Raw genomic sequence first — 20,819 nt, 5'->3', positions numbered from 1 at the left:
CTGCGCCCGTGAGATCGTCACCGGAATCGACGACGCTGCCCCTCATGATCGTCCTGACGTTCGTCACCGGTGTCGTCGACTCCGTCGGCTACCTCGGGCTGGACCGTGTCTTCGTCGGCAACATGACCGGTAACATCGTCATCCTCGGGATGGGCTTGGCCGGTGCCGACGAACTGCCGGTGCTCGGCCCCGCGATCGCCCTCGTCGCCTTCACCGCGGCCGCATTCGTCGCAGGCTTGGTGTTGCGCACGCAGCCCTCCGGCTGGACGAGTCGGGTGAGCATGTGCCTGACGGTGGGGTCTGCGGCGCTGACGGGATGCACGGTTGCGATCTTCGTGATCGACACTTCTGCCAACACCGCTGGGCAACTGATCATCGCGGCCGCGACCGCGGCCACGATGGGGACACAGGCTGCAGTCGCCCGTAAGGTGGGGGTGAAAGACATGACGACCGTCGTGGTGACTTCCACACTGACCTCACTCGCGAGCGAGTCCTGGATGTCGGGTGGAGGGTCGGCACTGTGGAATCGCCGGATCGGTGCCATCTTCGCAATCCTGGTTGGCGCGGTAGTCGGTGCGATTATATTGCGGCACAGTCATCTCGGCGTGGCAATGGCCCTCGCCGCTGCCCTCACAGTCGCGGTCACGGTGATCGGACACGTCCGCACCGACCGCCGCTGACCCTGCCCGGGGCCGAGGGCGTCTCCCCCACGTCTGCTCGACGGGGATGCACGATTGGCCCGCCATCAATCACTCGAGCCTGATCGGCGGGGCCACTACCGTTGAGGCCCTGTCATTTCGGTGAACAGTTGCCGGGCGCGGTACGGCACCAACTGGAGCATCGAGATGCCGGCGATCGTGCGCTCCACCCCGTCGATCTCCAGGATTAGCGCGACGGTTCGATACAAATCGTCGGCTGGTCGCCGCCACCCGGGCGACCAGATCTACTTCCCCTGAAACAGTTATCATCTCCACTACCTTCATTATGCCACTACGCATTTCGGACAGACGACTCAGTTGTTGTCGGCCTACTCGGATGGTCCACGAAGACCAGCAACGGATACCCAAGGCTCCGCGGCGGGATTCGTTGATCGAAACCTCGGAGCATGTCGGGCCTGCCCCCACGGGTTTATTCGGGACTGCACAGTATTTCGAGACACTTCCATCGATGCGCAAGATCCACGCCGCTAGCTCTCGGATTGTCACACAGGTCGCCGAGCAAGGTGGATGTCGGCGTGGTCGAAATATGGCATAGCGCGCATCTTGACGCATCCCCTTCAATACGGTCTGGGCATATTGCTCAATATGAAGATTGCGCCTTGTGCATCTTGCTAACCAGTGATTCGCTATCCCAACAACATGCCTATGCGGCAGTCGCCGCGCGTCGGAGGTATCCCGTGATCGACCACACCATCGCACCCGTACAACTCGTCACCGAGGACGGGCTACGCGTCGACGACCAGGAGCTCGCGCCGCTGGTCGCAGACATCGACACCCGGCGGCTGCTGGATCTGTACGAAGATCTCGTGGTGGTGCGGCGCATCGATTCCGAGGCGACGGCGCTGCAGCGCCAAGGTGAACTCGGCTTGTGGGCACCGCTTCTCGGCCAGGAAGCAGCGCAGGTCGGGTCGGCCCGGGCGCTGGCCGAGGACGACTTCGTCTTCGCGAGCTATCGGGAACACGGGGTCGCGTACTGCCGCGGGGTGGATCCGACGCACATGCTGCGATTCTGGCGGGGGTCAACGCATTCGGGATGGGATCCGCTGCAGTACCGGATGACCACTCCGGCGATCATTGTCGGGTGCCAGGCCCTGCATGCCACGGGGTACGCGATGGGCGCTCAGCTCGAGGGTGCCGCGGCCGCGACGATCACGTACTTCGGTGACGGCGCTACCAGCCAGGGCGACATCTCCGAGGCATTCGGTTTTGCGGCCAGCTTCCAGGCTGCGGTCGTCTTCTTCTGCCAGAACAATCAGTGGGCGATCTCCGAACCGGTGTCGCTGCAGACGAAGGTGACCATCGCCGAACGGGGTCGCGGTTTCGGGATTCCGTCCGTCCGGGTCGACGGCAACGACGTCCTCGCTGTTCTGGCCGCTACCCGGGCCGCCCTGGCGGGCGCGCGAGAGGGCAACGGCCCAATGTTGATCGAAGCGGTTACCTACCGGATGGGTCCGCACACCACTTCCGACGACCCCACCCGCTACCGGAATTCGGCACTCGACGAGGAGTGGAAACTGAAAGATCCGCTGGATCGGATCAAGAAGTTGCTCGAGCGAGAAGGTGTGCTCGATGACACCTACCTCGCACGTGTGCAGGCTCAAGCTGACGCCACCGCAGCCGAATTGCGCCGTGGTTGCCTCGAGACCGTCGAGCCCACCGCCATGTCCCTGTTCGACCACGTGTACGCCGACCCTCATCCCCTCGTCGACGACGAGCGCCGCCAGTTCGAGACCTACCTCGCCAGCTTCGAAGGACCAACACGATGACCACCACACTCCCCTTGGGTAAGGCTCTCAACGCCGGTTTGCGGCGCGCCATGGAGGACGACCCGAAGGTTCTGCTCATGGGTGAGGACATCGGACAGCTCGGCGGCGTCTTTCGGATCACCGAGGGTCTGGAGAAAGACTTCGGCACACATCGGGTCCTCGACACTCCGCTTGCTGAATCAGGAATCCTGGGCACCGCAATCGGTCTGGCGATGCGCGGCTTCCGTCCCGTCTGTGAGATCCAGTTCGACGGTTTCATCTACCCGGCGTTCGATCAGATCGTCTCTCAGGTCGCCAAGCTGCATTATCGGACCGGCGGCAATGTCAAGGTCCCGATCACCATCCGCGTCCCCTACGGCGGGGGTATCGGAGCTATCGAACATCACTCTGAGTCACCGGAGGGCTACTTCGCCCAGACCGCCGGTCTGCGCGTGGTCACCTGCGGCAACGCCGCCGACGCGCATCTGATGATTCGACAGGCGATCGCCTCGGATGATCCGGTGCTGTTCTTCGAACCCAAGCGACGGTACTGGGAAAAGGGCCCGGTCGACCTCGACGCCAGTACGAACGCCTTCCCGCTGCACAAGGCTCGGACTGTGGTGGAAGGTACCGATGCCACGCTGCTGGCGTACGGCCCGCTGGTAACGACAGCGGTGCAGGCCGCGACGGTAGCGGCGGAGGAAGGAACGTCGCTGGAGGTCATCGACCTGCGTTCGCTCTCGCCTCTCGACATGGACACGATCGAGGCTTCGGTACGGAAGACCGGACGGCTGATCGTCACCCACGAAGCCCCGGTGTTCCTCGGAATCGGAGCCGAGATCGCGGCGCGAGTGACCGAACGCTGCTTCTACCACCTCGAGTCCCCGGTCCTGAGGGTCGGCGGGTTCACCCTCCCCTATCCGCCCGCGAAACTCGAGCAATTCTTCCTGCCCGATGTGGACCGGATCCTCGACGCCGTCGACAGATCGATTGCCGCGTAGCGCACCAGAACGGAACACACCATGCCTGAAGTACGAAGTTTCCTGCTGCCCGATCTCGGGGAGGGACTGACCGATGCGGAACTGATCTCCTGGTTCGTGGCCGTCGGGGACACCGTCGAGCTCAATCAGATCATCGCCGAGGTCGAAACGGCCAAGGCCTCCGTGGAGCTTCCCTCCCCGTACGCCGGTACGGTGACCGCCCTACACGCCGCGGCGGGAGCAACCGTCGACGTCGGCACCGCGATCATCGACATCGACACCGGCGAAGACGCCGCCGCCCCGGCAACCCCCGCCACACCGCAAACCTCCGCTGCCGCGCAGGCGGAGACGGGCACGCCGGATCGCATCCCCGTCCTGGTCGGCTACGGGGTGGCCGGCGACGGCGGTAGCCGACGTAGTTCGCGCCCCGCGGCTGCCGACGTCGCAAAGGTCCGACGCGATGCGGCCGGTGGGCCGGCAGCTAACGCACGTCCGCTCGCCAAGCCACCGGTGCGGTTCTACGCGTACCAGCGCGATGTCGACATCGCGGAGGTCCCCGCCACCGGCCCGCACGGTGACGTTACCCGTGACGACATCACCAATTACCTGGCGGCGCAACAGGTATCGGAAGACTCCCCGGAGTCGTTCTTCCCCTCGCCAGTCGTTGCCGGGAGCACGCCCGGCGACGAGACCCGAGTCGCGATCAAGGGCGTCCGCAAGCACACCGCAGCCGCGATGGTCACCAGTGCGTTCACCGCGCCGCACGTCACCGAGTTCGTCACTGTGGATGTCACCCCAACGGTCGAGCTCCTCGACAGATTGCGTGCGCACCGCCAATTCACAGACGTGCGGCTGACACCGCTGGCGTTGATCGCCAAGGCGCTGCTCATCGCCCTTCGGCGGAACCCGAGCCTGAACTCGCACTGGGACGACGAAGCCCAGGAGATCGTGATCAAACACCATGTCAACCTGGGGATCGCGGCCGCCACGCCCCGGGGTCTCATGGTTCCCAACATCAAGCACGCGCACCGGCTGGGTCTGCGTGAGCTTGCCGACGCGTTGGTCGACCTCACTCGCACCGCCAAGGAAGGCAAGACCGGACCTACCGATCTTGCCGGCGGCACCATCACAATCACCAATGTCGGGGTGTTCGGCGTCGACGCAGGCACACCGATTCTCAACCCCGGCGAAGCCGCGATCCTGTGCTTCGGAGCCATTCGCAACCAACCCTGGGAATTCGAAGGCGACATCGCCCTGCGCTCGGTGACCACGTTGAGCCTGTCCTTCGACCACCGACTGGTCGACGGAGAGCAAGGGTCGAAGTTCCTCGCCGACATCGGCCGCATCCTGTCGGATCCGCTCGAGTTCGTCGCGCTCGGATGAGCACGATCGACGAGGCCCTGACACGGAGAATGCGCATGTACACCCACGACGACGGCGCGCTCGGGTTCGCCGAGCGGCAGATCGGCCGCACGATCACCGTTCACCGGCGGCGAGACGGATGGCGCTGCGGCCAACCGGGACGCGTCATGATGGTTGCCCCGTCCCAGGGGCGACCGTGCTGGCTCGTCGAGTATCCCGACGGAGCGCACGATGTCGTACCCGTCGCGGACCCCGGTTACCACTACACCCTGCACTAGGCACGTGCGACAGCTGCCCGAACGCTGTCGCCAGAGAGGAGATCAGCGATGACTCGGACACCGGACCTCGTCGTCCTCGGAGGTGGGTCGGGTGGTTACGCCTGCGCGTTCCGAGCCGCCCAACTCGGCCTGTCCGTCACCCTCGTGGAGAAGGACAAAGTCGGTGGAACCTGCCTGCACCGCGGGTGCATACCCACCAAAGCGCTCGTGCACGCGGCCGAAGTCGCCGACACCGTGCGCGACGGCAATCGGTACGGGGTGCGTGGCACTTTCGACGGCATCGATACCGACCAGGTGCACCACTACAAGGACGGCGTCGTCGCCAAGCTGTACAAGGGTCTGCAAGGACTCGTCACACACCACTGCATCGATGTCGTCACCGGCCACGGCCGCTACCTGGGCAACCGGACCGTCGACGTCGACGGCGAGAAGATCACCGGCAAATCGGTGGTCCTCGCGACCGGATCCTACGCACGCAGTCTTCCCCGCCTCGAAATCGGTGGCCGTATCGTCACCAGCGACCAAGCCCTCACACACAAGGAGATCCCGCAACGCGTGGCGATCCTCGGCGGCGGCGTCATCGGCGTCGAATTCGCCAGCGTGTGGTCATCATTCGGGTCGCAGGTGACGATCATCGAAGCACTTCCCCGTTTGGTCGCCGCCGAAGACGAGTGGACCTCGAAACAGCTGAGCCGCGCGTTCCGGAAACGCGGTATCACCGCTCAGACCTCGACGAAGTTCGTCGAGGCCACCGAGATCGGCGAGACCGTGTCGATCACACTCGACTCGGGCGACAAGATCGAAACCGACCTGCTCATGGCGGCGGTCGGACGCGGCCCCCGAACCGCCGACAGCGGTCTCGCCGAAGCCGGCGTGGCACTCGACCGAGGCTTCGTCGTCGTCGACGAACACCTCCAAACCAACCACGACGGCGTCTACGCAGTCGGCGACATCGTCGCCGGACTGCAACTCGCACACCGCGGTTTCCAACAAGGCCTGTTCGTCGCGGAACACATCGCCGGCCGCAATCCCACCCGAATCGAAGAAACGGCAATACCGCGGGTCACCTACACCCACCCGGAGATCGCGTCGGTCGGATTGACCGAGGCCGGCGCACGCGAGAAGTACGGAGACGTCTCCACGATCGTCTACGACCTCGCCGGAAACGGAAAAAGCCAAATTCTCGGCACCACCGGTGGCATCAAGGTCATCCGCGCCGGCGCCGAGTCCACCGACGGCCCGGTCGTCGGAGTGCACATGGTCGGCGCGCGGGTAAGCGAGTTGATCAGCGAAGCCCAGCTGATCGTCGCCTGGGGCGCCCATCCCCAGGAAGTCGCCCAACTCGTGCACGCCCACCCCACCCAGGCGGAGGCACTCGGCGAAGCACATCTGGCCCTCGCCGGACAACCCCTGCATGCGCATGGCTGACCACGCCACGCCCCACACCGTCACCACGAGAAGGAACACGAGATGACACTCACCACCGACGCCCCCGACGTGGCGACCACCGACGACAACACCGTCTTCGGTCGCGCCGACGCGATACCCGGGCTTCCCCACGAACAAGTCGTCTTCTGCGAAGACGCCGCCACCGGACTGCGGGCGATCATCGGCATACATTCGACAGTCCTCGGTCCCGCGCTCGGCGGCACTCGCTTCTACCCGTATCCCGACCAGAGCAGCGCGCTGACCGACGTCCTGCGCCTGTCGCGAGGGATGACATACAAGGCGGCGATCGCGGGAGTCGCGCTCGGCGGCGGCAAGGCGGTCATCATCGGCGACCCGGAGCAGACGAAAACCCCCGAACTGCTGCGCGCGTACGGCCGGTTCATCGACACCCTCGGCGGGCGGTACATCTCCGCCGGCGACGTCGGCACCAATACCGACGATCTCGATGTGATCGGTGAGGCAACCGATCACGTCGTCGGACGCTCCACCGCTGTCGGCGGATCCGGCAACAGCGGCCCCATGACTGCCCTCGGTGTCTACCAAGCCCTGCGCGCAGCTGCCGCCACAGTTTGGGGAAAACCGGTGTTGTCGGGTCGGACCGTGGGCGTCGAGGGCGTGGGCAAGGTCGGCTCCGAGTTGATCTCACTTCTTCTCGCAGACGGAGCACGCGTCATCGCCGCCGATGTGCACGATGCCTCCCTCGCCCGCGTCGCCGAACGTTTTCCCGAGATTTCCGTTACCCAGGACATCCTCGGCGAGCGGATCGACGTCTACGCGCCGTGCGCCATGGGCGGCACGCTCACCACGGACACCGTGCCACGGCTGACCGCATCCATCGTCTGCGGCGCGGCCAACAACCAACTGTGGACCCCTGAGGTAGGCCGGCAACTTCATGACCGGGACGTGCTGTGGGTCCCCGACTACGTCGCCAACGCCGGAGGCCTTATCCAGGTAGCCGGCGAGCGAGAAGGCGCGACTACCGACTGGATACGCGATCGCGTCGAACGCATCTATGACACTGTCATCGCCATCCTCGACAGGTCAAAATCCGAGTCGATCACCCCAGGGCAGGCAGCCGACAGCATCGTCGAGGCACGCCTGTCCTCCACCCGGCGCGCGTAGAGCCTGAGCCGCCAGCTCAACCGGTGCCCTGTGCCCGCTGCCACCCGACGGCAGCGAGCGTATCCCGAGCGTGCTAGCTCCCGCCCGGGATGCGGGCGGCCCCGTCGTCCATCCGGCAACGACGGGGCCGCCAATTACCAATTGGGCGTGGAATTTAAACTCCATTCCGGAGATCCAACTCGCCGCGTTGCCTCCCAGCTTTCCGACGGGGAATCCACCCCAGCCACTCCGGAACCCGATTCGGGCTTGCCCCGCACCCCGTTCGGCCACCGATATTGACCGAAGCCCTCCCTGCTCCACTGCAGCGAGGTCAGCAAGTACCGGTCGAGGGTAATTGGCTCCCCTCGATTCAGCGCCGTCACGACGACCGCCATCTGCAAAGGAGCCGGGATCTATCGGTGAATTATGTTCTCCAATAATCTATTTAGCATTCTTGCCGGTGGTCACGGTACTTCGAGGCCTGCATCCGCGTATGCGGTCCGTGCGTAGTCTGTTGTCAATGCAGTGATCAGGGCCGTTGCATTGCGGTCGCCGACGGCGTGGGTGCCGAGTGCTGCCGAGAATTCGGTGTAATGCTGAATCGATTCGGGGAGGGGTCCGACGATCTGGACCTCGGGGACGAACCTGAGCTCGCTGAGTTGCTGGATGGCCAGATCAGCGCGTCCGTCGACCACCGCAAGAGCGGTGAAGCCCTTTTCGACGATGGTGGCGCGGGAGTTGACCTCGTGGGAAATACCGAGAGCGAGGAGGAGTTCTGCGAAGTAGACGCCGCTTGCTCCGGTACGGGAGTATGCAACTGAGCGTGCCTGTTTGAGCGTCGAGGCGAGTGCTTCCGGGCTGCTGATGTCGGGTGTTGGTGTTTCGGGGGAGACTACGAGTCCGACGCCGGTTCGAGCGATGGATTTGCGACTCGGCCCGTCGATAATGCCGGCAGTGACGAGTCTGTCGAACGACGATGACACACCGATCATCACGTCCGGTCGAGCACCGCTTTCGATCTTGTCCAGCAGCACGTTCGTGGGATCGAATGTCGATTCGGCGCGCGCGCCCGAGTCCCGTTCGTAACGAGGGAGAATGGTGAAGTCGAGTGCGCCCTTCACTGCGAGAGTGCTGAAGAGGGAGACACGGTTGTCGTGGGGGGTGCTCATGCCTGATTGTCCTATCGGGTGGAGGCGAGTGCATCACGTTGTTGTGTTGTGAGTGGGCGTGTGTTCATTCCCCGTAACAGGAGGAAGAGCTTGGATGTCTCTTCGAGTTCCTCGATCGCGTCGAGTGCTGATCCGACGGTGTCTCCCGCGACGATCGGGCCGTGATTGCTCAGTAGCAATGCGTGGTGGGTGATGGCCGCGTGTTCGGCCGTTTCTTCGAGTCCGTCGTCGCCTGGCGCGTAGTAGGGAAGCAGGGGAAGTTTCCCAATGCGCATCGCGAAGTATGCGGTCAGTGGCGGCAGCACGTCGGCGGGGTCGATATCGACCAGGCACGACACTGCACCCGCATACGTCGAGTGGGTGTGTACGACGGCGTTTGCCTGTGGACGCGCGCGCAGGATCGCAGCGTGCAGGAATGCTTCCTTCGACGGCCGTGTGCCGCCGAGGTGTTTTCCTGCCGCGTCGATGATGGACAACTCATCGGGTTCGACGGTTCCGAGGCTACTGCCGGTGGGAGTGACGAGGATGTTCTCGCCAGCGCGGACCGAGATGTTTCCGGTGCTGCCGTGAGTCAGTGATCGTGTGAAGATCGATCTGGCCGCGGCTATTACCTGGGCGCGCTTGTCGTCGAAGTGTGTCATGCGAGATCCGATCGATGGGCCGACGCGTCGGCGAGCAGTTCGGGGCTTCCGAAGTTCCCTGATTTGAGGAGCAGGGCGATTCGGTGTCCGGATGTTGTCAGAATCCATGGCACGCCCGGTGCGGCCTCGGATCCGATGAGTCCTCCGCTGACGTCGAGTGCGGTCACGATCGCTCCGGAGGTCTCGCCGCCGGCGGCGACGATTCGGGTGACGCCACGTTCGACGAGTCCGATGGCTATTCGGCCCGTGGTGTTTTCGAGGACGGCAGCCGATTCGGCGATCCCGAGAGCGTCTTGGACGCGTTTGAGCTCGACCGGATTGAGTGACGAGTAGATCAACGGAGCGTCGGTGGTGGTGAGAGCGTCGTACCAGGCGAGTGCGTCGGCGGCCAGGGTTTCTGGGTTGTCGTCGACCATCGCGTCGAGCTGGTACGAAGGGCGTCCCTGTCCTTTCATGACGGCGATCTGCTCGAGTGTTCGCGCCGAGCAGCTGCCGGCGAGGACGGCTGCTCGGCCTTCGCGGTCGGCACCTGCCTGAGCAGGGGTCGTGTTGCCGACGAGCGTCGAGTTGGCGGCCGCGACTGCCGCCGCTAGACCTCCCGCCAGGCCTGCTGCGCCGGCTGTCAGCGATGATCCTTGGATGGCACGACCAATCGCCTGAAGGTCCTGTTGGTCGACAGCATCGACGAGAATGTATTTTTCAGCGCGTGTTTCGGCTGCGGCGATGGCTGCCGTAATGGAGTCGGTACCCTCCTTGACCGTCGCATGGGGGATGAGTCCGACTGTTGCGTCCGTCTGAGTACGTAGCAAGCGAGGGAGGTACGAGTCGGTCATCGGCGTGACCGGGTGGTTACGCATGTGTGAATCGGATAGCAGGAGCATGTCGACGAAAAGGTATCCCTGGTACTGCGTTCGCAGGTGTTCAGGAGAGCTAGGTGTCGTTATCACCGTGGCCGCGCCGATGGCGTCGGTGAGAGCGTCCAGTACCGGGCCGATGTTGCCGCGTGGTGTCGAATCGAATGTGGAGCAGTATTTGAAGTAGATTTGGTCGGCACCGTGTTCGCGCAACCACCGTAATGCATCCAGTGACTGCTGCACGGCCTCCGGCGCGGGGGTCATCCTGCTCTTGAGTGCGATGACGACGGCATCGCTGGGCGACCGCTCGACGTCGTCGGGCGGTACACCGAAGAACATGTGCGTTCTCAGTCCTTCGCGACGGAAGGCCACGGCGACGTCGGTGCCCCCGGTGAAGTCGTCTGCGATGGCGCCAATCATGCTGTCTCGCTGGTGTAGTCGAGTCGTGTCCGGAGCAGTTTTGCCGCGGCGCCCGGACCGGATACAACCGGTATGCCCAGCCGTTCGGAGAGTGCGGACGCAACGGGTGCCAGGGAGTACTGAGCAAGCAGTATCGCGTCGATGCGATCGGTGAATGTCACGCAGGTCTCGGTCAGCGCGGTGAGTAGCGAGTGTTGGTCGCCGTCCCGGGTGGCCTCGTGCGCCGCGGGGGCGTAGGCGCCGAGGATCTTGATAGTCCTCGACTGCGTGGCCACGAAATCTGCGAATCGCTTCTCCGTGTCGAGTAGTGCGGCTTCGAAGGACGCGACAACCAGAATGCGGTCGAATCCGCCCTCCACAGCGGCGGCGAACGCGGCATCATCGGGCGCGAGAACGGGCACGAGTGCAGGGTAGGTGCGCGCGATCGGTCCGTACATGGAGCACGTGAGCAGGACTGCGTCGGCGCCTTCGGTGACGGCGTGGTCGATGAGTCGGAGCATTCTCTGCGCCAGCGGACCTACAACGCCGCCGTGTTCATCGGCTTCCGTCAGCAACCGGTCGTCGAGGATGTTCCACACCACTGCTTCGGGAAAATTCTCGGTCAAACCTACTACTGCGGGCGCTATGGCCGCGGGCGTTGCGCTGATCAGAGCTACCAGCGGTCTATCAGTGTGTATTGAAGTCATCTCTGTTCATTCGCATCGAAGTAGATGGGGTCGAAACCTGTTCGGGGGTGAAAGTTTCGAGCGCGTTACGTTTGAAAAATTCTCGATTGCCCCTTGCGCTTACCTGAAATATACGAGAAGTATATGTGATCGGCAAGGGGCTGAACCTGCACGCAGAACGTGCACGACGAGAGGAGACGTCATGGGCGGACAATCGACCGTGTCCAAGACGAACAACGCACGAAGAGTTATGTACAGGGCGTACGCAGCAAGTGCTACCGGTACAGCGCTGGAGTGGTACGACTTCGCCATCTACTCGGTGGCTGCCGCTCTGGTCTTTCCAGAAGTTTTCTTCCCTAACAGTGACCCCACTGCGGGCACCCTTCTCGCGTTCTCGACCTACGCCGTGGGTTACATCTCAAGGCCCGTAGGAGGCTTCGTCTTCGGGCGCCTCGGCGATGTGATCGGGCGAAAGCACTTGCTGGTCGTCACATTGATCATCATCGGTGCCACTACCTTCCTGATCGGATTGCTGCCCGGTTACGCGACTCTCGGCATCGCGGCACCAATCGCGCTCGTCGTGTTGCGGTTCGCCCAGGGTGTCGCAGTGGGTGGTGAGTGGGGTGGAGCGGTATTGCTGTCCAGCGAATACGGCAACCCGAAACGTCGTGGACTTCTAGCCTCGGCCGCGCAGGTCGGAACTCCGATCGGCAACCTCATGGCCAACGGTGTGCTCGCTCTATTGGCGGTTGTCCTGACCGACGAACAATTCACGTCGTGGGGATGGCGAGTTGCGTTCCTGCTGTCGGCCGTCCTCGTCGGCTTCGGTCTCTGGATACGCATGAAGCTGGAAGACACTCCGGTGTTCCAAGCGCTGAGCGAAAGCGGAGAGCGCCCGGAAGCGCCGGTCGCGGAAGTTTTCGGCACGGAGCGACGTGCACTGGTGGCTGGAATACTCACGCGAATCTGCCCAGATATCACGTTCGCGTTGTTCTCGGTCTTTTCGATCACATACGGAGTTCAGAAGCTGGGCTTCAGTCGCAGCGAGGTGCTGGTGGCCGTGATGGTGGGCTCCGCCGCGCAAATCGTGTTCACACCCGCTGCCGGCGCGTTATCCGACCGCGTCAACCGCAGACTGATGTTCGGAGTCGCGACCGTCGGCGCGTTCGTGTGGTCGATCGCGTTCTTCGTGATCGTGCAGGACGGCTCACTGCTCCTCATGATTGTGGGTGTCGTCGGCGGCTTGGCCTTCCATTCACTCATGTACGGCCCGCAGGCTGCGTTCATTTCAGAACAGTTCAGCGTCCGACTTCGCGCCACCGGATCCTCCTTGGTGTTCAGTTTGTCCGGAATCGTGGGCGGCGCGCTGGCGCCTCTCATCTTCACGTATCTGTTCACCCGAACCGGCAGCTGGGACTTGATCCCGGTCTACATCGGCATCGCCGCTGCATGCACTATCACCGGTCTCGCCATCGGCAGAAACCCCGACCGCGAAGAGGAAAGTCATTATCTTCCGCTGGAGAGAGAACCTGAGGGCTTTACTGGGCGAGTCGAGGCATTCGAATGACTTCTGTCGCGCCGGCGTTTCGGTTCGCTGCGAACCTCAAGTGGCTGTTCACGGAACTCCCCTTCGAGCAGCGCTTCACTGCCGCCGCCGACGCCGGGTTCACCGGAGTCGAGTACGCATCTCCGTACGAGTACTCGCTGAAGGAACTCACGAAATACTTGGCCGACTCGGGCCTTGAGCAGGTGCTGATCAATACTCCGGACTCGAACCTGCGGTACGGCACCGCATGCACTCCTGACGCTAGGCGAGTGTTCCGGACAGACTTTTCGACGGCGTTGGACTACGGGGTCGAATTGGGCACCGGCATCATCCATGTCAGGGCCGGCGTTCGTAGGCCTGATGTATCGAAAGATTCCGCGATAGCGACCTATGTCGAGAATCTCGCCTGGGCGGTGGAGCGGTCAGCGTCGACGGGCATCACGCTCGTCATCGAGTTGATCTCTCAGCAAGAATCCCCGGGATTCGTACTCGAATCGCTCGACGAGACAGCGGCGGTAGTGAACGCAGTCGGACACCGCCGAGTGGGTGTTCTCTTCGACGTCTACCACTGTCGAACAGACGGCGGCGACGTCGTCGACGACCTGGCGCGGATGATGCCCTTCGTTGCGCATGTGCAGATCGCCGACAGCCCGGGGAGATCCGAACCCGGAACGGGCTCCATCCCATGGGTCTGCGTGTTCGAGCAACTACGCCGGCTGCAGTATCAAGGGTGGATCGGATGTGAATACGCGCCCAGCCACGACACCGTCGAAGGTCTGGTGTGGCGTGAGGCCTTCACAGTATGACGACGGTGATCGACAGCAGGCGCGTGGGCCTTAGGACTTCGGAACGAGAAGGTCGTCCGTCCGTATGTCGATGTCGAAAGGCTGGACCGTTCCGGTCTTCAGTATCTGAATCAACCGGTCCTGTGTCTTGGTCGCGTGAGCCGGGCACAGCGTGCGAAGCGCGTCGCGATCGCCGCGGCGGACCGCGTCGATGATGGCCTCGTGTTCGCTGAGGTTCTCGTCGAATCGTGCTTCGTGCAGTTCCGAGTCTGCGGCTTCCAGTTGGTAGAGAAGCACGTTGAGACGGCGGACGTGTCGGTGGGTCGAATGCGCGAAGTCGTAGATGAAGCTGTTGTCGATGGTGCGGTGCATTCTCAGGTGGAATCGCTGATTCTGTTCGGTGATCTCCAAGTACTGGCGCTGGTTCACCTTTTCGCGATACTCGGCCTGAATGGCAGTCAGATCGGGCACCAGCGCCGCGTCGTCGAATCGGCACAGGTTTCCCACGACGGTCTCCGCCAACTGGTGGGCGGTGACGATCTCGCGGATCTCTGCGAGGTCGAGTTTGCGAACGAAGGTGCCGCCTCGATTCGGAGCGATCTTGACGAATCCCTCGGCGGCCAGTCGATTGATCGCCTCGCGCGCGGGGGTACGGCCGAAGCCGTAATTGCTCAGGAGCAATCTCTCGTCGATTCGACTCCCCGGTGCAAGTTCCAGGTCGATGATGAGTGATCGGATTCTCTCGACAACGCTGTCGGTCTGAGACGCAGACGAGGACTCGCCATCCGTCAGTTGATTCGTCATTTCGCTCCCCCGTCCGAGGATAGATGCTGGGCTACTGGGTCAACCCACGAATATACGTTCTGCATACTTCCTGGTTACAAGGAGCGTAGCGCTTGATCGCGTAAACCCTTGTAACGACGAACACTGATCGCTACAGTAAATATACGTTACATATACAGATGGAGGTTGACGTGGACAGTTCGATCACTCGCATCGAAACCATCGTCGGTCGTACAGTCCGCCGGGACATCACTCGCCTGGTGAAGTTCGCCGAAGGAAACCTGCAACGCGCGGCTGAATCATTGGCCAACACCCCCACGCCGCACGTCGGAATCGTGTGCGGATTCTTCGTCCGTCACGCCGAACCGCCATCACCGGAGACGGACGGTCTCAATGGCATGGGTCAGCTCGCAGCAGGACTGATCGAAGCCGGAATCCCGGTCACCGTGATCACGGATGCCCCATGCGCCAAGGCGGTGTGGGCCGTCGTGGAGGCCTTGCCGGCCAAGGTCGACCTCGAGATCGTGGCAGTCGATCCCGCCGCCGTCCGCGCCCTGCGGGCACGCCTGGAATCGGCAGAACACCCGCTGTCCCACATCGTCGCTATCGAGCGATGCTCACTGGGGTCCGATGGCAAACCGCACCGCGAGCACGGTTGGGACATCTCGCAGGACACCGCCCCACTCGACTATCTCTTCGAAGACGACGGTTGGACCGCTCCCTGGGTGAGCATCGGCATCGGTGACGGTGGGAACGAAATCGGAATGGGTGTTCTACCAAAAGATATCGTCGAAAACGACATCCCCAATGGCTCACTCGTAGCAGCACAAACCAGCGCCGATCATCTGATCGTCTCCGGCGTCGCGAACTGGGGCGCATACGGCCTGCTAGGGGCACTTGCCGTACTACGCACGGACCTTACAGCCAAACTGCTTGCGCATTTCAACGCCGCGAACGAGGAGAAATACCTGAGCGAGGCAGTGCACATCGGCCAAGCAATCGACGATAGCCGAACCGATCGGCTCGGCCAACTTCAGATGACCATCGATCGCCTGCCGCTCGATGATCACATCGCGATCATCGATGCCATCAACGACGTGATCTCCGCCTGATCGACCAAGGCAGAATAACCTTTTGAATCCCGGAGGCAATCCAGAGTGAAACCCGTAGAACCGCAACACCACATGGTGTGGGCAGACGACATCCGATTTCACGTCGTCGAAGCCGGCGAGGGCCCAACGATAGTGCTGGTCGCAGGGTACCCACAGAGTGTGTACGCATGGAGGCGAGTGATTCCCCTACTCGCCCAGAACTATCACGTCATCGCACTCGATCTCCCAGGCCAGGGAAACTCCGACAAGCCGCTAGGTGGATACGACACCAAGACGACGAGCGCGCGGGTGCGAGCCCTGATGAGCGCGATGAATCAGGAACGCTACCTATTCGTCGGACACGACATCGGATCCTGGGTCGGTTACGCCTATGCCCACCAGTTCGCCGACGACCTGCGTGGCCTCGTCCTGCTCGATGGAAACATTCCGGGAGTTACGCTGCAGCCGACTCTAACGCTCGGGCCGGACAATTGGCGCAACTGGCACTTCCTGTTCAACCCGATCGCGGACCTACCCGAGGCGTTGCTCGCCGGACGCGAGCGAATCCTGATCGAATGGTTCTTCAGTCGCAAGACAGCGAACTGGAGGGCGACGTTCAGCCGGGAGGACATCGACGAATACGAGCGTGTCTACCAAGCGCCGGGCGGCACCCGGGGGATGCTCGGGTACTACCGCGCGGTGCTCGAGGACATCGAGCAGAACTCATCGCTGATGACGACGAAGATTGCCGTGCCAGTCTTGGCGCTCGGTGGCGAAGTCGGCTCTGCACCCGATCTCTTCGAACGTATGAAACCACTCGGCACCGATGTGCGAGGCGGGCTCATACCGCGATCGGGCCACTACATCCCAGAAGAGGAACCCGAGGCACTCGTGCGCGAAATCTCCAGCTTTGCCTACACCCTTCCGCAATAGAAAGCCGAACCGATAAATATCATGAGCGCTTCCACTGTCGACTCGACAGTCAAATCAGAGCAGCCCAGTAGCAATATCCGTCCACTGGTGGTCCATCGGGGCGTGGCCTACCTCAGCGGTCAGCTTCCCAGGGAAGACGGCCGACTCGTCCACCGTGGAAAGGTAGGCGATGACATCGATCTGCCAACGGCTCAGGCCGCGGCGCGCCTGTGCGCCCAGCTGAGCCTCGACACGTTGCAACGCGAACTAGGTCCTGCCCACAAGCTCGCCCGCCTCCTGAAGATCACAGGGTACGTCTCGTCCACATCGGACTTCACCGAACAAGGCAAGGTTCTCGATGCCGCATCGGAAATCTTCATCAACGAGTTGGGCGATCGAGGAACCCACGCACGCAGCGCCATCGGTGTCGCGCAACTTCCTCACGGCGCATGCGTGGAAATCGAATTGATTGTGTCGGTGGAAACAGCATAGTCACCCGTGCCGAATGCCTGCCGTGACCTCGTCGTTGTCTGGACGACGTCACGGCCGGCACATCAAATGGGCTATCACGTCAACTGGGCGACCCACCGTCTCACGTCGTCCGCAGTCCGAGAAATCGCACTGAGCGTGTCGCCGGAGTTCTCCACTCGGAATTGTCCACGCCATTGGTGCGGTAGCAACTTGCCCGGCGTGGGGCGTCTCTGATCACATCGCCGCCACGCGCCGCGCTCACGCTGCACCGACCGGGATCTGCACCCTCGACGCCACGACAGTGTGCGCTCCACCTGGGCGGTTCCACCGATCACCGCACACCAGATGCGCTCGCGACGAATATTCCAGCCACGGCATGTCCCCGTCCGTCAACACGATCACCACATGCGGCGCGGGAGGCGCACGGTGTCGTCGGCGAACTCGAGGAGTTCCTGCCCCGCTGAGGCCACCACCGACCTACTCGGCAATCTTCAGACACCCCGGGGACCGGCATCTGAAAGCGCGCAGACCGCACCCGGAGGGGTGGACGCGTGCTCTGTGGCCGTGGCGCCCACCCCCCTCCACCCGAACAAATCTTGTGCGGGTGGCCGGGACGTGCTCACCCAGTGCGTTCTGTGAGGGCATACGTGCCGGCGACTCGCAGCAAATCGAGTCGTTGAGCGTCGACGCTGCCCGCATCAGCGCTGTAGGCGACGATCTTCAGATCTTCCCCAGGCACCAGGAGTACGTCGCAATCGACCGTGACGTTGCCGACTGAGGGATGCTGGATCGTTTTGCGATCAGTGGCGTGCACTGCCGCTGTCCCCCCTGCCCACAGCGTGGCAAAGCGCGGACTTGCCTTTCTCAACTCTGCGTTGAGGGAGGCCAGTTGTGTGTCGTCACTGTAGTTGGCCGATGCTAGACGGAGGTCTGCTACAAGGGCCGCCTCCATTGCTTCCGATCCTCGCTCGGAGTGGACAGGCCATGGGGTCGCCCGCGTTTCGGCTTTGTCGTTGCCGAGGAAGGTGGCTCGAACGAGATTGCGTTCGGGTTGTCGGCCTGTCGAGCGGGTCTCCGAGGAGCAGCGCCCAGAGGGCAGTCCAGTACAGGAGCGTCCAGTCGGCGGAATAGATCGCGAGAGGAAGTTCCCCGAGCCGTGCGACGAGTCTCTGCACTCCGGGCGGCACGTGGGAGGAGATGGTTCTGCTGGCTGGAGGTAGAAGACCCGCGAGCCGGTAGAGGTGATCGTGCTCGGTTCGGTTGAGCTGTAGGCTCCGGGCGAGCGCGGCAACTACCTGCATTGATGGGTTACGTGCTCGTCCTTGTTCGAGTCGTACCACGTAGTCCACGGACACGCCGGCTAACGCAGCGAGATCCTCGCGCCGTAAACCATGCGAACGGCGTTGTCGACTGTCAGGAAGTCCCACATCGGCGGGCTGAAGCCGGTCTCGCCATGTGCGCAGGATCTGGCCGAGCGAGTTGTCGTTCGTGGTCACCGCTCCATTGTCTTCCTCTTCTTCCGCCCCGTCGTGGTACTGCGAGTCCTACCGCCGAGCAGGGCCTGGTTGTCATCGCGTTGCCGGTCGACGATATAGCCGTTCCCACTTCACATCGCTCGAGGTCGCACAGTCACGAACTCGGCATCTACTGCCCCACTCGGAGGAACGTCCATGGAGAACTCGACTCGGGATTACCCGTCGGCGCGGCCGAGCGGGCCACTGAACGGGAAGGTCGCGATAGTGACCGGAGCACCCCGCAGCATCGGGCGAGCAATCGCACAGGCACTGACCGCAGACGGTGCCTCCGTTGTCGTGCACTACAGGAGCCGCCGCGACGAGGCCGAGGACACCGTGGCGTCGCTTCGATCCCGGGGCGCACAGGCACTCGCAGTCCGGGCCGATCTCACTGAAAGCTCCGAGGTTTCAGCACTGTTCGCGGCGACCACGGCTCACTTCGGCGGTGTCGATATCGTCGTTGCGAACGCCGGCGTCACTGCACCCCTTACTCCCTTGGCCGACGTCACGACCGAGGAGTTCGACCGGCTACTGGCGGTCAACACTCGCTCGGTCTTCTTCGTGCTCCGGGAGGCCGCGAGAACCATCCGCGACGGCGGCCGGATCATCAACATCACCTCCAGCACGGTCAAGTTCACGCCAGCCGGGTTCTCCGCATACGCAACCACCAAAGCCGGTGCGAACGTGACAGTCGGCGTGCTCGCAAACGAACTCGGCAGCCGAGGTATCACAGTCAACTCGATCATGGTCGGCCCAGTGGCTGCCGGATTCCTCGCCGCCGACTCCGAAGTCGTCGCGGGAGCGCCGACAGGCATGATGGAATCGCTCGCCGCGGCCGCGCCCGTGAGGCGACTCGGGCATCCCTCGGACATCGCGGGCATCGCGGCATTTCTCGCGGCCCCCACCGCCGGCTGGGTCAACGGCCAAATTCTCCTGGCCAACAATGGCGGATCGATCTGATGCCGATGCGCATTCATCACGATCTCGCTGCCGTCATTCACGCATCCGCAACGGAGGTATGGGCACTGGCCGGCAACTTCGGCAACATGTCCTGGCATCCCACTGTCACCGGCTGCACCATCGTCGACGGTGCCGCGCAAACCCCCGGCGCAATCCGCGAGATTCACCTCCAAGATGGCTCACGCATTCTCGAGCGCCTTGTCGAGCTGGATCACCAGGGTCGGAGTTTCACCTATTCCTTCGTCGGGACTCCTCCGATTCCGGTGAGCGCCTCCCGCACCTCGGTCACCGTCACCGCACTCCCGGCCGGACCGCACGCCCGCACCCGCGTCGCCTGGCACGGCGAATTCGAAGTCGCCGATGACGCCGCGCGGGCAACCGTCGAACACGTCAACTGCCAGATCGTCGGGCCCTCCACCGTTGATGCTCTCGCATCGACCCTCGGCGTCGAGTACTCATTCGACGTCCCCTCGCAAGGAAATACGAAAGGCAACGCCACGTCATGACCACCACCACTACCGGGATTCTCACCGGCAAAGCAACCCTCATCATCGGCGCCAGCCAGGGCATCGGCGCCGCCGCCGCCCGCCACTTCGCTGCCGAAGGAGCGCGCCTCGTGCTCGGAGCACGAACCCTCGAAGCCACGACAGCTCTTCGTGACGAGTTGCGCGCACAGGGCCATCACGTCGAATCCCTCTTCGTCGATGTCACTGACGGTGACACGATCGCGGCCGCGGTCGCTCATTGTGTGGAGACGTACGGCCGGCTCGATGCAGCGTTCAACAACGCCGGCTTCAATACGCTGGACAACTTCCACGACTACAGCGACGAAGATTATGACCGCGTCCTGGCGGTCAACCTCAAAGGCACGTTCTTGTCGATGCAGCACGAGATCCGAGCGATGCTTGCTTCGGGAGGCGGATCCATCGTCAACACGAGCAGCGTAGGTGGATTCGTTGGTAACTTCGGAATTGCGCCCTACATTGCGGCGAAGCACGGTGTTATCGGTTTGACCAAGGCGACAGCTTTCGAGTACGGCCAGAGCGGGATCCGCATCAACGCCATCGCGCCGGGATCCACCGCCACCGAGATGCTCATCGGCGGGCTCGCGCAGACGCCCCCCGACATCGCAGCAAAATTCAATACCGCCAGCCCGATGAATCGAATGGGTCGACCTGAGGAGATTCCTCCCGCGGCGGCCTGGCTGCTTTCCGATCAGGCCAGGTTCGTCACCGGCATCACAATGCCCGTCGATGGGGGGTACCTCGTTCCGTAGCTTTCACGTCTTGTGAGGAGGCCGCATCCACGAATGCGGCCTCCTCCCTGAGCGGTTACCCTCGCACGGCTATTCGGCGACCTGGCACTATTGGCGCC

21 protein-coding genes are annotated in these 20,819 nt (G+C 63.0%); 15 read left to right on the top strand and 6 right to left on the bottom strand.

Annotated elements, in window-relative coordinates; translation table 11 throughout:
* Positions 1-8: 8 nt before the first annotated feature.
* The 7 genes from G9373_RS29620 to G9373_RS29590 all read left to right on the top strand — a co-directional run bounded on the left by G9373_RS29620 (position 9) and on the right by G9373_RS29590 (position 7,655).
* Positions 9-680: a YoaK family protein gene (locus G9373_RS29620; RefSeq protein ID WP_346842864.1), complete on the top strand. Its 672-nt coding sequence runs from the start codon at positions 9-11 to the stop codon at positions 678-680.
* Between the two features lie 731 nt (positions 681-1,411).
* Positions 1,412-2,485 (top strand): pyruvate dehydrogenase (acetyl-transferring) E1 component subunit alpha, encoded by a 1,074-nt coding sequence (gene pdhA, locus G9373_RS29615; RefSeq protein ID WP_167118271.1) that lies wholly within the window; start codon positions 1,412-1,414, stop codon positions 2,483-2,485.
* Positions 2,482-3,465, top strand: coding sequence for an alpha-ketoacid dehydrogenase subunit beta (locus tag G9373_RS29610; RefSeq protein ID WP_167118235.1), 984 nt, complete (start codon positions 2,482-2,484; stop codon positions 3,463-3,465). The genes pdhA and G9373_RS29610 overlap by 4 nt, the downstream gene beginning before the upstream one ends.
* 21 nt (positions 3,466-3,486) lie before the next feature.
* A complete protein-coding gene (locus G9373_RS29605; protein ID WP_167118232.1) occupies positions 3,487-4,827 on the top strand; it encodes a dihydrolipoamide acetyltransferase family protein in 1,341 nt (446 codons plus the stop codon).
* A 35-nt stretch (positions 4,828-4,862) separates the two neighbouring features.
* Positions 4,863-5,084, top strand: coding sequence for a hypothetical protein (locus G9373_RS29600; RefSeq protein ID WP_167118148.1), 222 nt, complete (start codon positions 4,863-4,865; stop codon positions 5,082-5,084).
* A gap of 48 nt (positions 5,085-5,132) precedes the next feature.
* Complete coding sequence (lpdA, locus tag G9373_RS29595; protein WP_167118229.1) at positions 5,133-6,512, top strand: dihydrolipoyl dehydrogenase; 1,380 nt, start codon at positions 5,133-5,135, stop codon at positions 6,510-6,512.
* Positions 6,513-6,554: 42 nt separating this feature from the next.
* Positions 6,555-7,655: a Glu/Leu/Phe/Val dehydrogenase gene (locus G9373_RS29590; RefSeq protein WP_167118226.1), complete on the top strand. Its 1,101-nt coding sequence runs from the start codon at positions 6,555-6,557 to the stop codon at positions 7,653-7,655.
* A gap of 443 nt (positions 7,656-8,098) precedes the next feature.
* On the opposite strand, the gene G9373_RS29585 is transcribed toward G9373_RS29590, so the two are convergent.
* From G9373_RS29585 to G9373_RS29570, 4 genes are read right to left on the bottom strand one after another with little or no spacing between them, the layout of a single operon-like run.
* Complete coding sequence (locus G9373_RS29585) at positions 8,099-8,803, bottom strand: substrate-binding domain-containing protein (RefSeq protein WP_167118223.1); 705 nt, start codon at positions 8,801-8,803, stop codon at positions 8,099-8,101.
* A gap of 11 nt (positions 8,804-8,814) precedes the next feature.
* The gene (gene otnC, locus G9373_RS29580; protein ID WP_167118220.1) at positions 8,815-9,444 is read right to left on the bottom strand and encodes a 3-oxo-tetronate 4-phosphate decarboxylase; all 630 of its coding nucleotides are present in this window, start codon (positions 9,442-9,444) and stop codon (positions 8,815-8,817) included.
* Positions 9,441-10,718, bottom strand: a complete 1,278-nt coding sequence (gene otnK, locus G9373_RS29575) for a 3-oxo-tetronate kinase (protein WP_167118217.1) — start codon at positions 10,716-10,718, stop codon at positions 9,441-9,443. Before otnK ends, otnC begins: the two co-directional genes overlap by 4 nt.
* The gene (locus G9373_RS29570; RefSeq protein WP_206032758.1) at positions 10,715-11,323 is read right to left on the bottom strand and encodes a hypothetical protein; all 609 of its coding nucleotides are present in this window, start codon (positions 11,321-11,323) and stop codon (positions 10,715-10,717) included. The genes otnK and G9373_RS29570 overlap by 4 nt, the downstream gene beginning before the upstream one ends.
* 262 nt (positions 11,324-11,585) lie before the next feature.
* Between G9373_RS29570 and G9373_RS29565 the strand changes: the two genes are divergently transcribed.
* Both G9373_RS29565 and G9373_RS29560 read left to right on the top strand, forming a co-directional pair.
* Positions 11,586-12,950 carry an MFS transporter gene (locus tag G9373_RS29565; RefSeq protein ID WP_167118211.1) on the top strand — a complete coding sequence of 455 codons (1,365 nt, stop codon included), beginning with the start codon at positions 11,586-11,588 and terminating at the stop codon, positions 12,948-12,950.
* The gene (locus tag G9373_RS29560) at positions 12,947-13,735 is read left to right on the top strand and encodes a TIM barrel protein (protein ID WP_167118208.1); all 789 of its coding nucleotides are present in this window, start codon (positions 12,947-12,949) and stop codon (positions 13,733-13,735) included. Before G9373_RS29565 ends, G9373_RS29560 begins: the two co-directional genes overlap by 4 nt.
* A 30-nt stretch (positions 13,736-13,765) precedes the next feature.
* On the opposite strand, the gene G9373_RS29555 is transcribed toward G9373_RS29560, so the two are convergent.
* Positions 13,766-14,518 (bottom strand): GntR family transcriptional regulator, encoded by a 753-nt coding sequence (locus G9373_RS29555; protein ID WP_167118205.1) that lies wholly within the window; start codon positions 14,516-14,518, stop codon positions 13,766-13,768.
* Between the two features lie 170 nt (positions 14,519-14,688).
* On the opposite strand from G9373_RS29555, the gene G9373_RS29550 reads away from it, so the two are divergent.
* From G9373_RS29550 to G9373_RS29540, 3 genes are all read left to right on the top strand, one after another.
* Positions 14,689-15,609, top strand: a complete 921-nt coding sequence (locus tag G9373_RS29550) for a glutamate cyclase domain-containing protein (RefSeq protein ID WP_167118202.1) — start codon at positions 14,689-14,691, stop codon at positions 15,607-15,609.
* A 72-nt stretch (positions 15,610-15,681) separates the two neighbouring features.
* Positions 15,682-16,521: an alpha/beta hydrolase gene (locus G9373_RS29545; RefSeq protein ID WP_240960809.1), complete on the top strand. Its 840-nt coding sequence runs from the start codon at positions 15,682-15,684 to the stop codon at positions 16,519-16,521.
* A gap of 21 nt (positions 16,522-16,542) precedes the next feature.
* A complete protein-coding gene (locus G9373_RS29540) occupies positions 16,543-16,992 on the top strand; it encodes a RidA family protein (RefSeq protein ID WP_167118196.1) in 450 nt (149 codons plus the stop codon).
* Between the two features lie 598 nt (positions 16,993-17,590).
* Here the strand turns inward: G9373_RS29540 and G9373_RS46820 are convergent.
* On the bottom strand, positions 17,591-18,262 hold the full coding sequence (locus G9373_RS46820) for a hypothetical protein (protein WP_277346655.1): 672 nt from the start codon (positions 18,260-18,262) through the stop codon (positions 17,591-17,593).
* 379 nt (positions 18,263-18,641) lie between these two features.
* Between G9373_RS46820 and G9373_RS29530 the strand changes: the two genes are divergently transcribed.
* From G9373_RS29530 to G9373_RS29520, 3 genes are read left to right on the top strand one after another with little or no spacing between them, the layout of a single operon-like run.
* The gene (locus G9373_RS29530; protein ID WP_167118193.1) at positions 18,642-19,445 is read left to right on the top strand and encodes an SDR family oxidoreductase; all 804 of its coding nucleotides are present in this window, start codon (positions 18,642-18,644) and stop codon (positions 19,443-19,445) included.
* Positions 19,445-19,951 carry an SRPBCC family protein gene (locus tag G9373_RS29525; RefSeq protein WP_167118190.1) on the top strand — a complete coding sequence of 169 codons (507 nt, stop codon included), beginning with the start codon at positions 19,445-19,447 and terminating at the stop codon, positions 19,949-19,951. Before G9373_RS29530 ends, G9373_RS29525 begins: the two co-directional genes overlap by 1 nt.
* Positions 19,948-20,721 (top strand): SDR family NAD(P)-dependent oxidoreductase, encoded by a 774-nt coding sequence (locus G9373_RS29520; RefSeq protein ID WP_167118187.1) that lies wholly within the window; start codon positions 19,948-19,950, stop codon positions 20,719-20,721. The genes G9373_RS29525 and G9373_RS29520 overlap by 4 nt, the downstream gene beginning before the upstream one ends.
* Positions 20,722-20,819 lie beyond the last annotated feature (98 nt).

The organism is Rhodococcus sp. A14 (genome assembly GCF_011603105.1).
Taxonomy (GTDB): domain Bacteria; phylum Actinomycetota; class Actinomycetes; order Mycobacteriales; family Mycobacteriaceae; genus Rhodococcus_F; species Rhodococcus_F opacus.
Note: the sequence above shows the minus strand (reverse complement) of the source record. Positions and strands in the feature narration are given on the sequence as shown.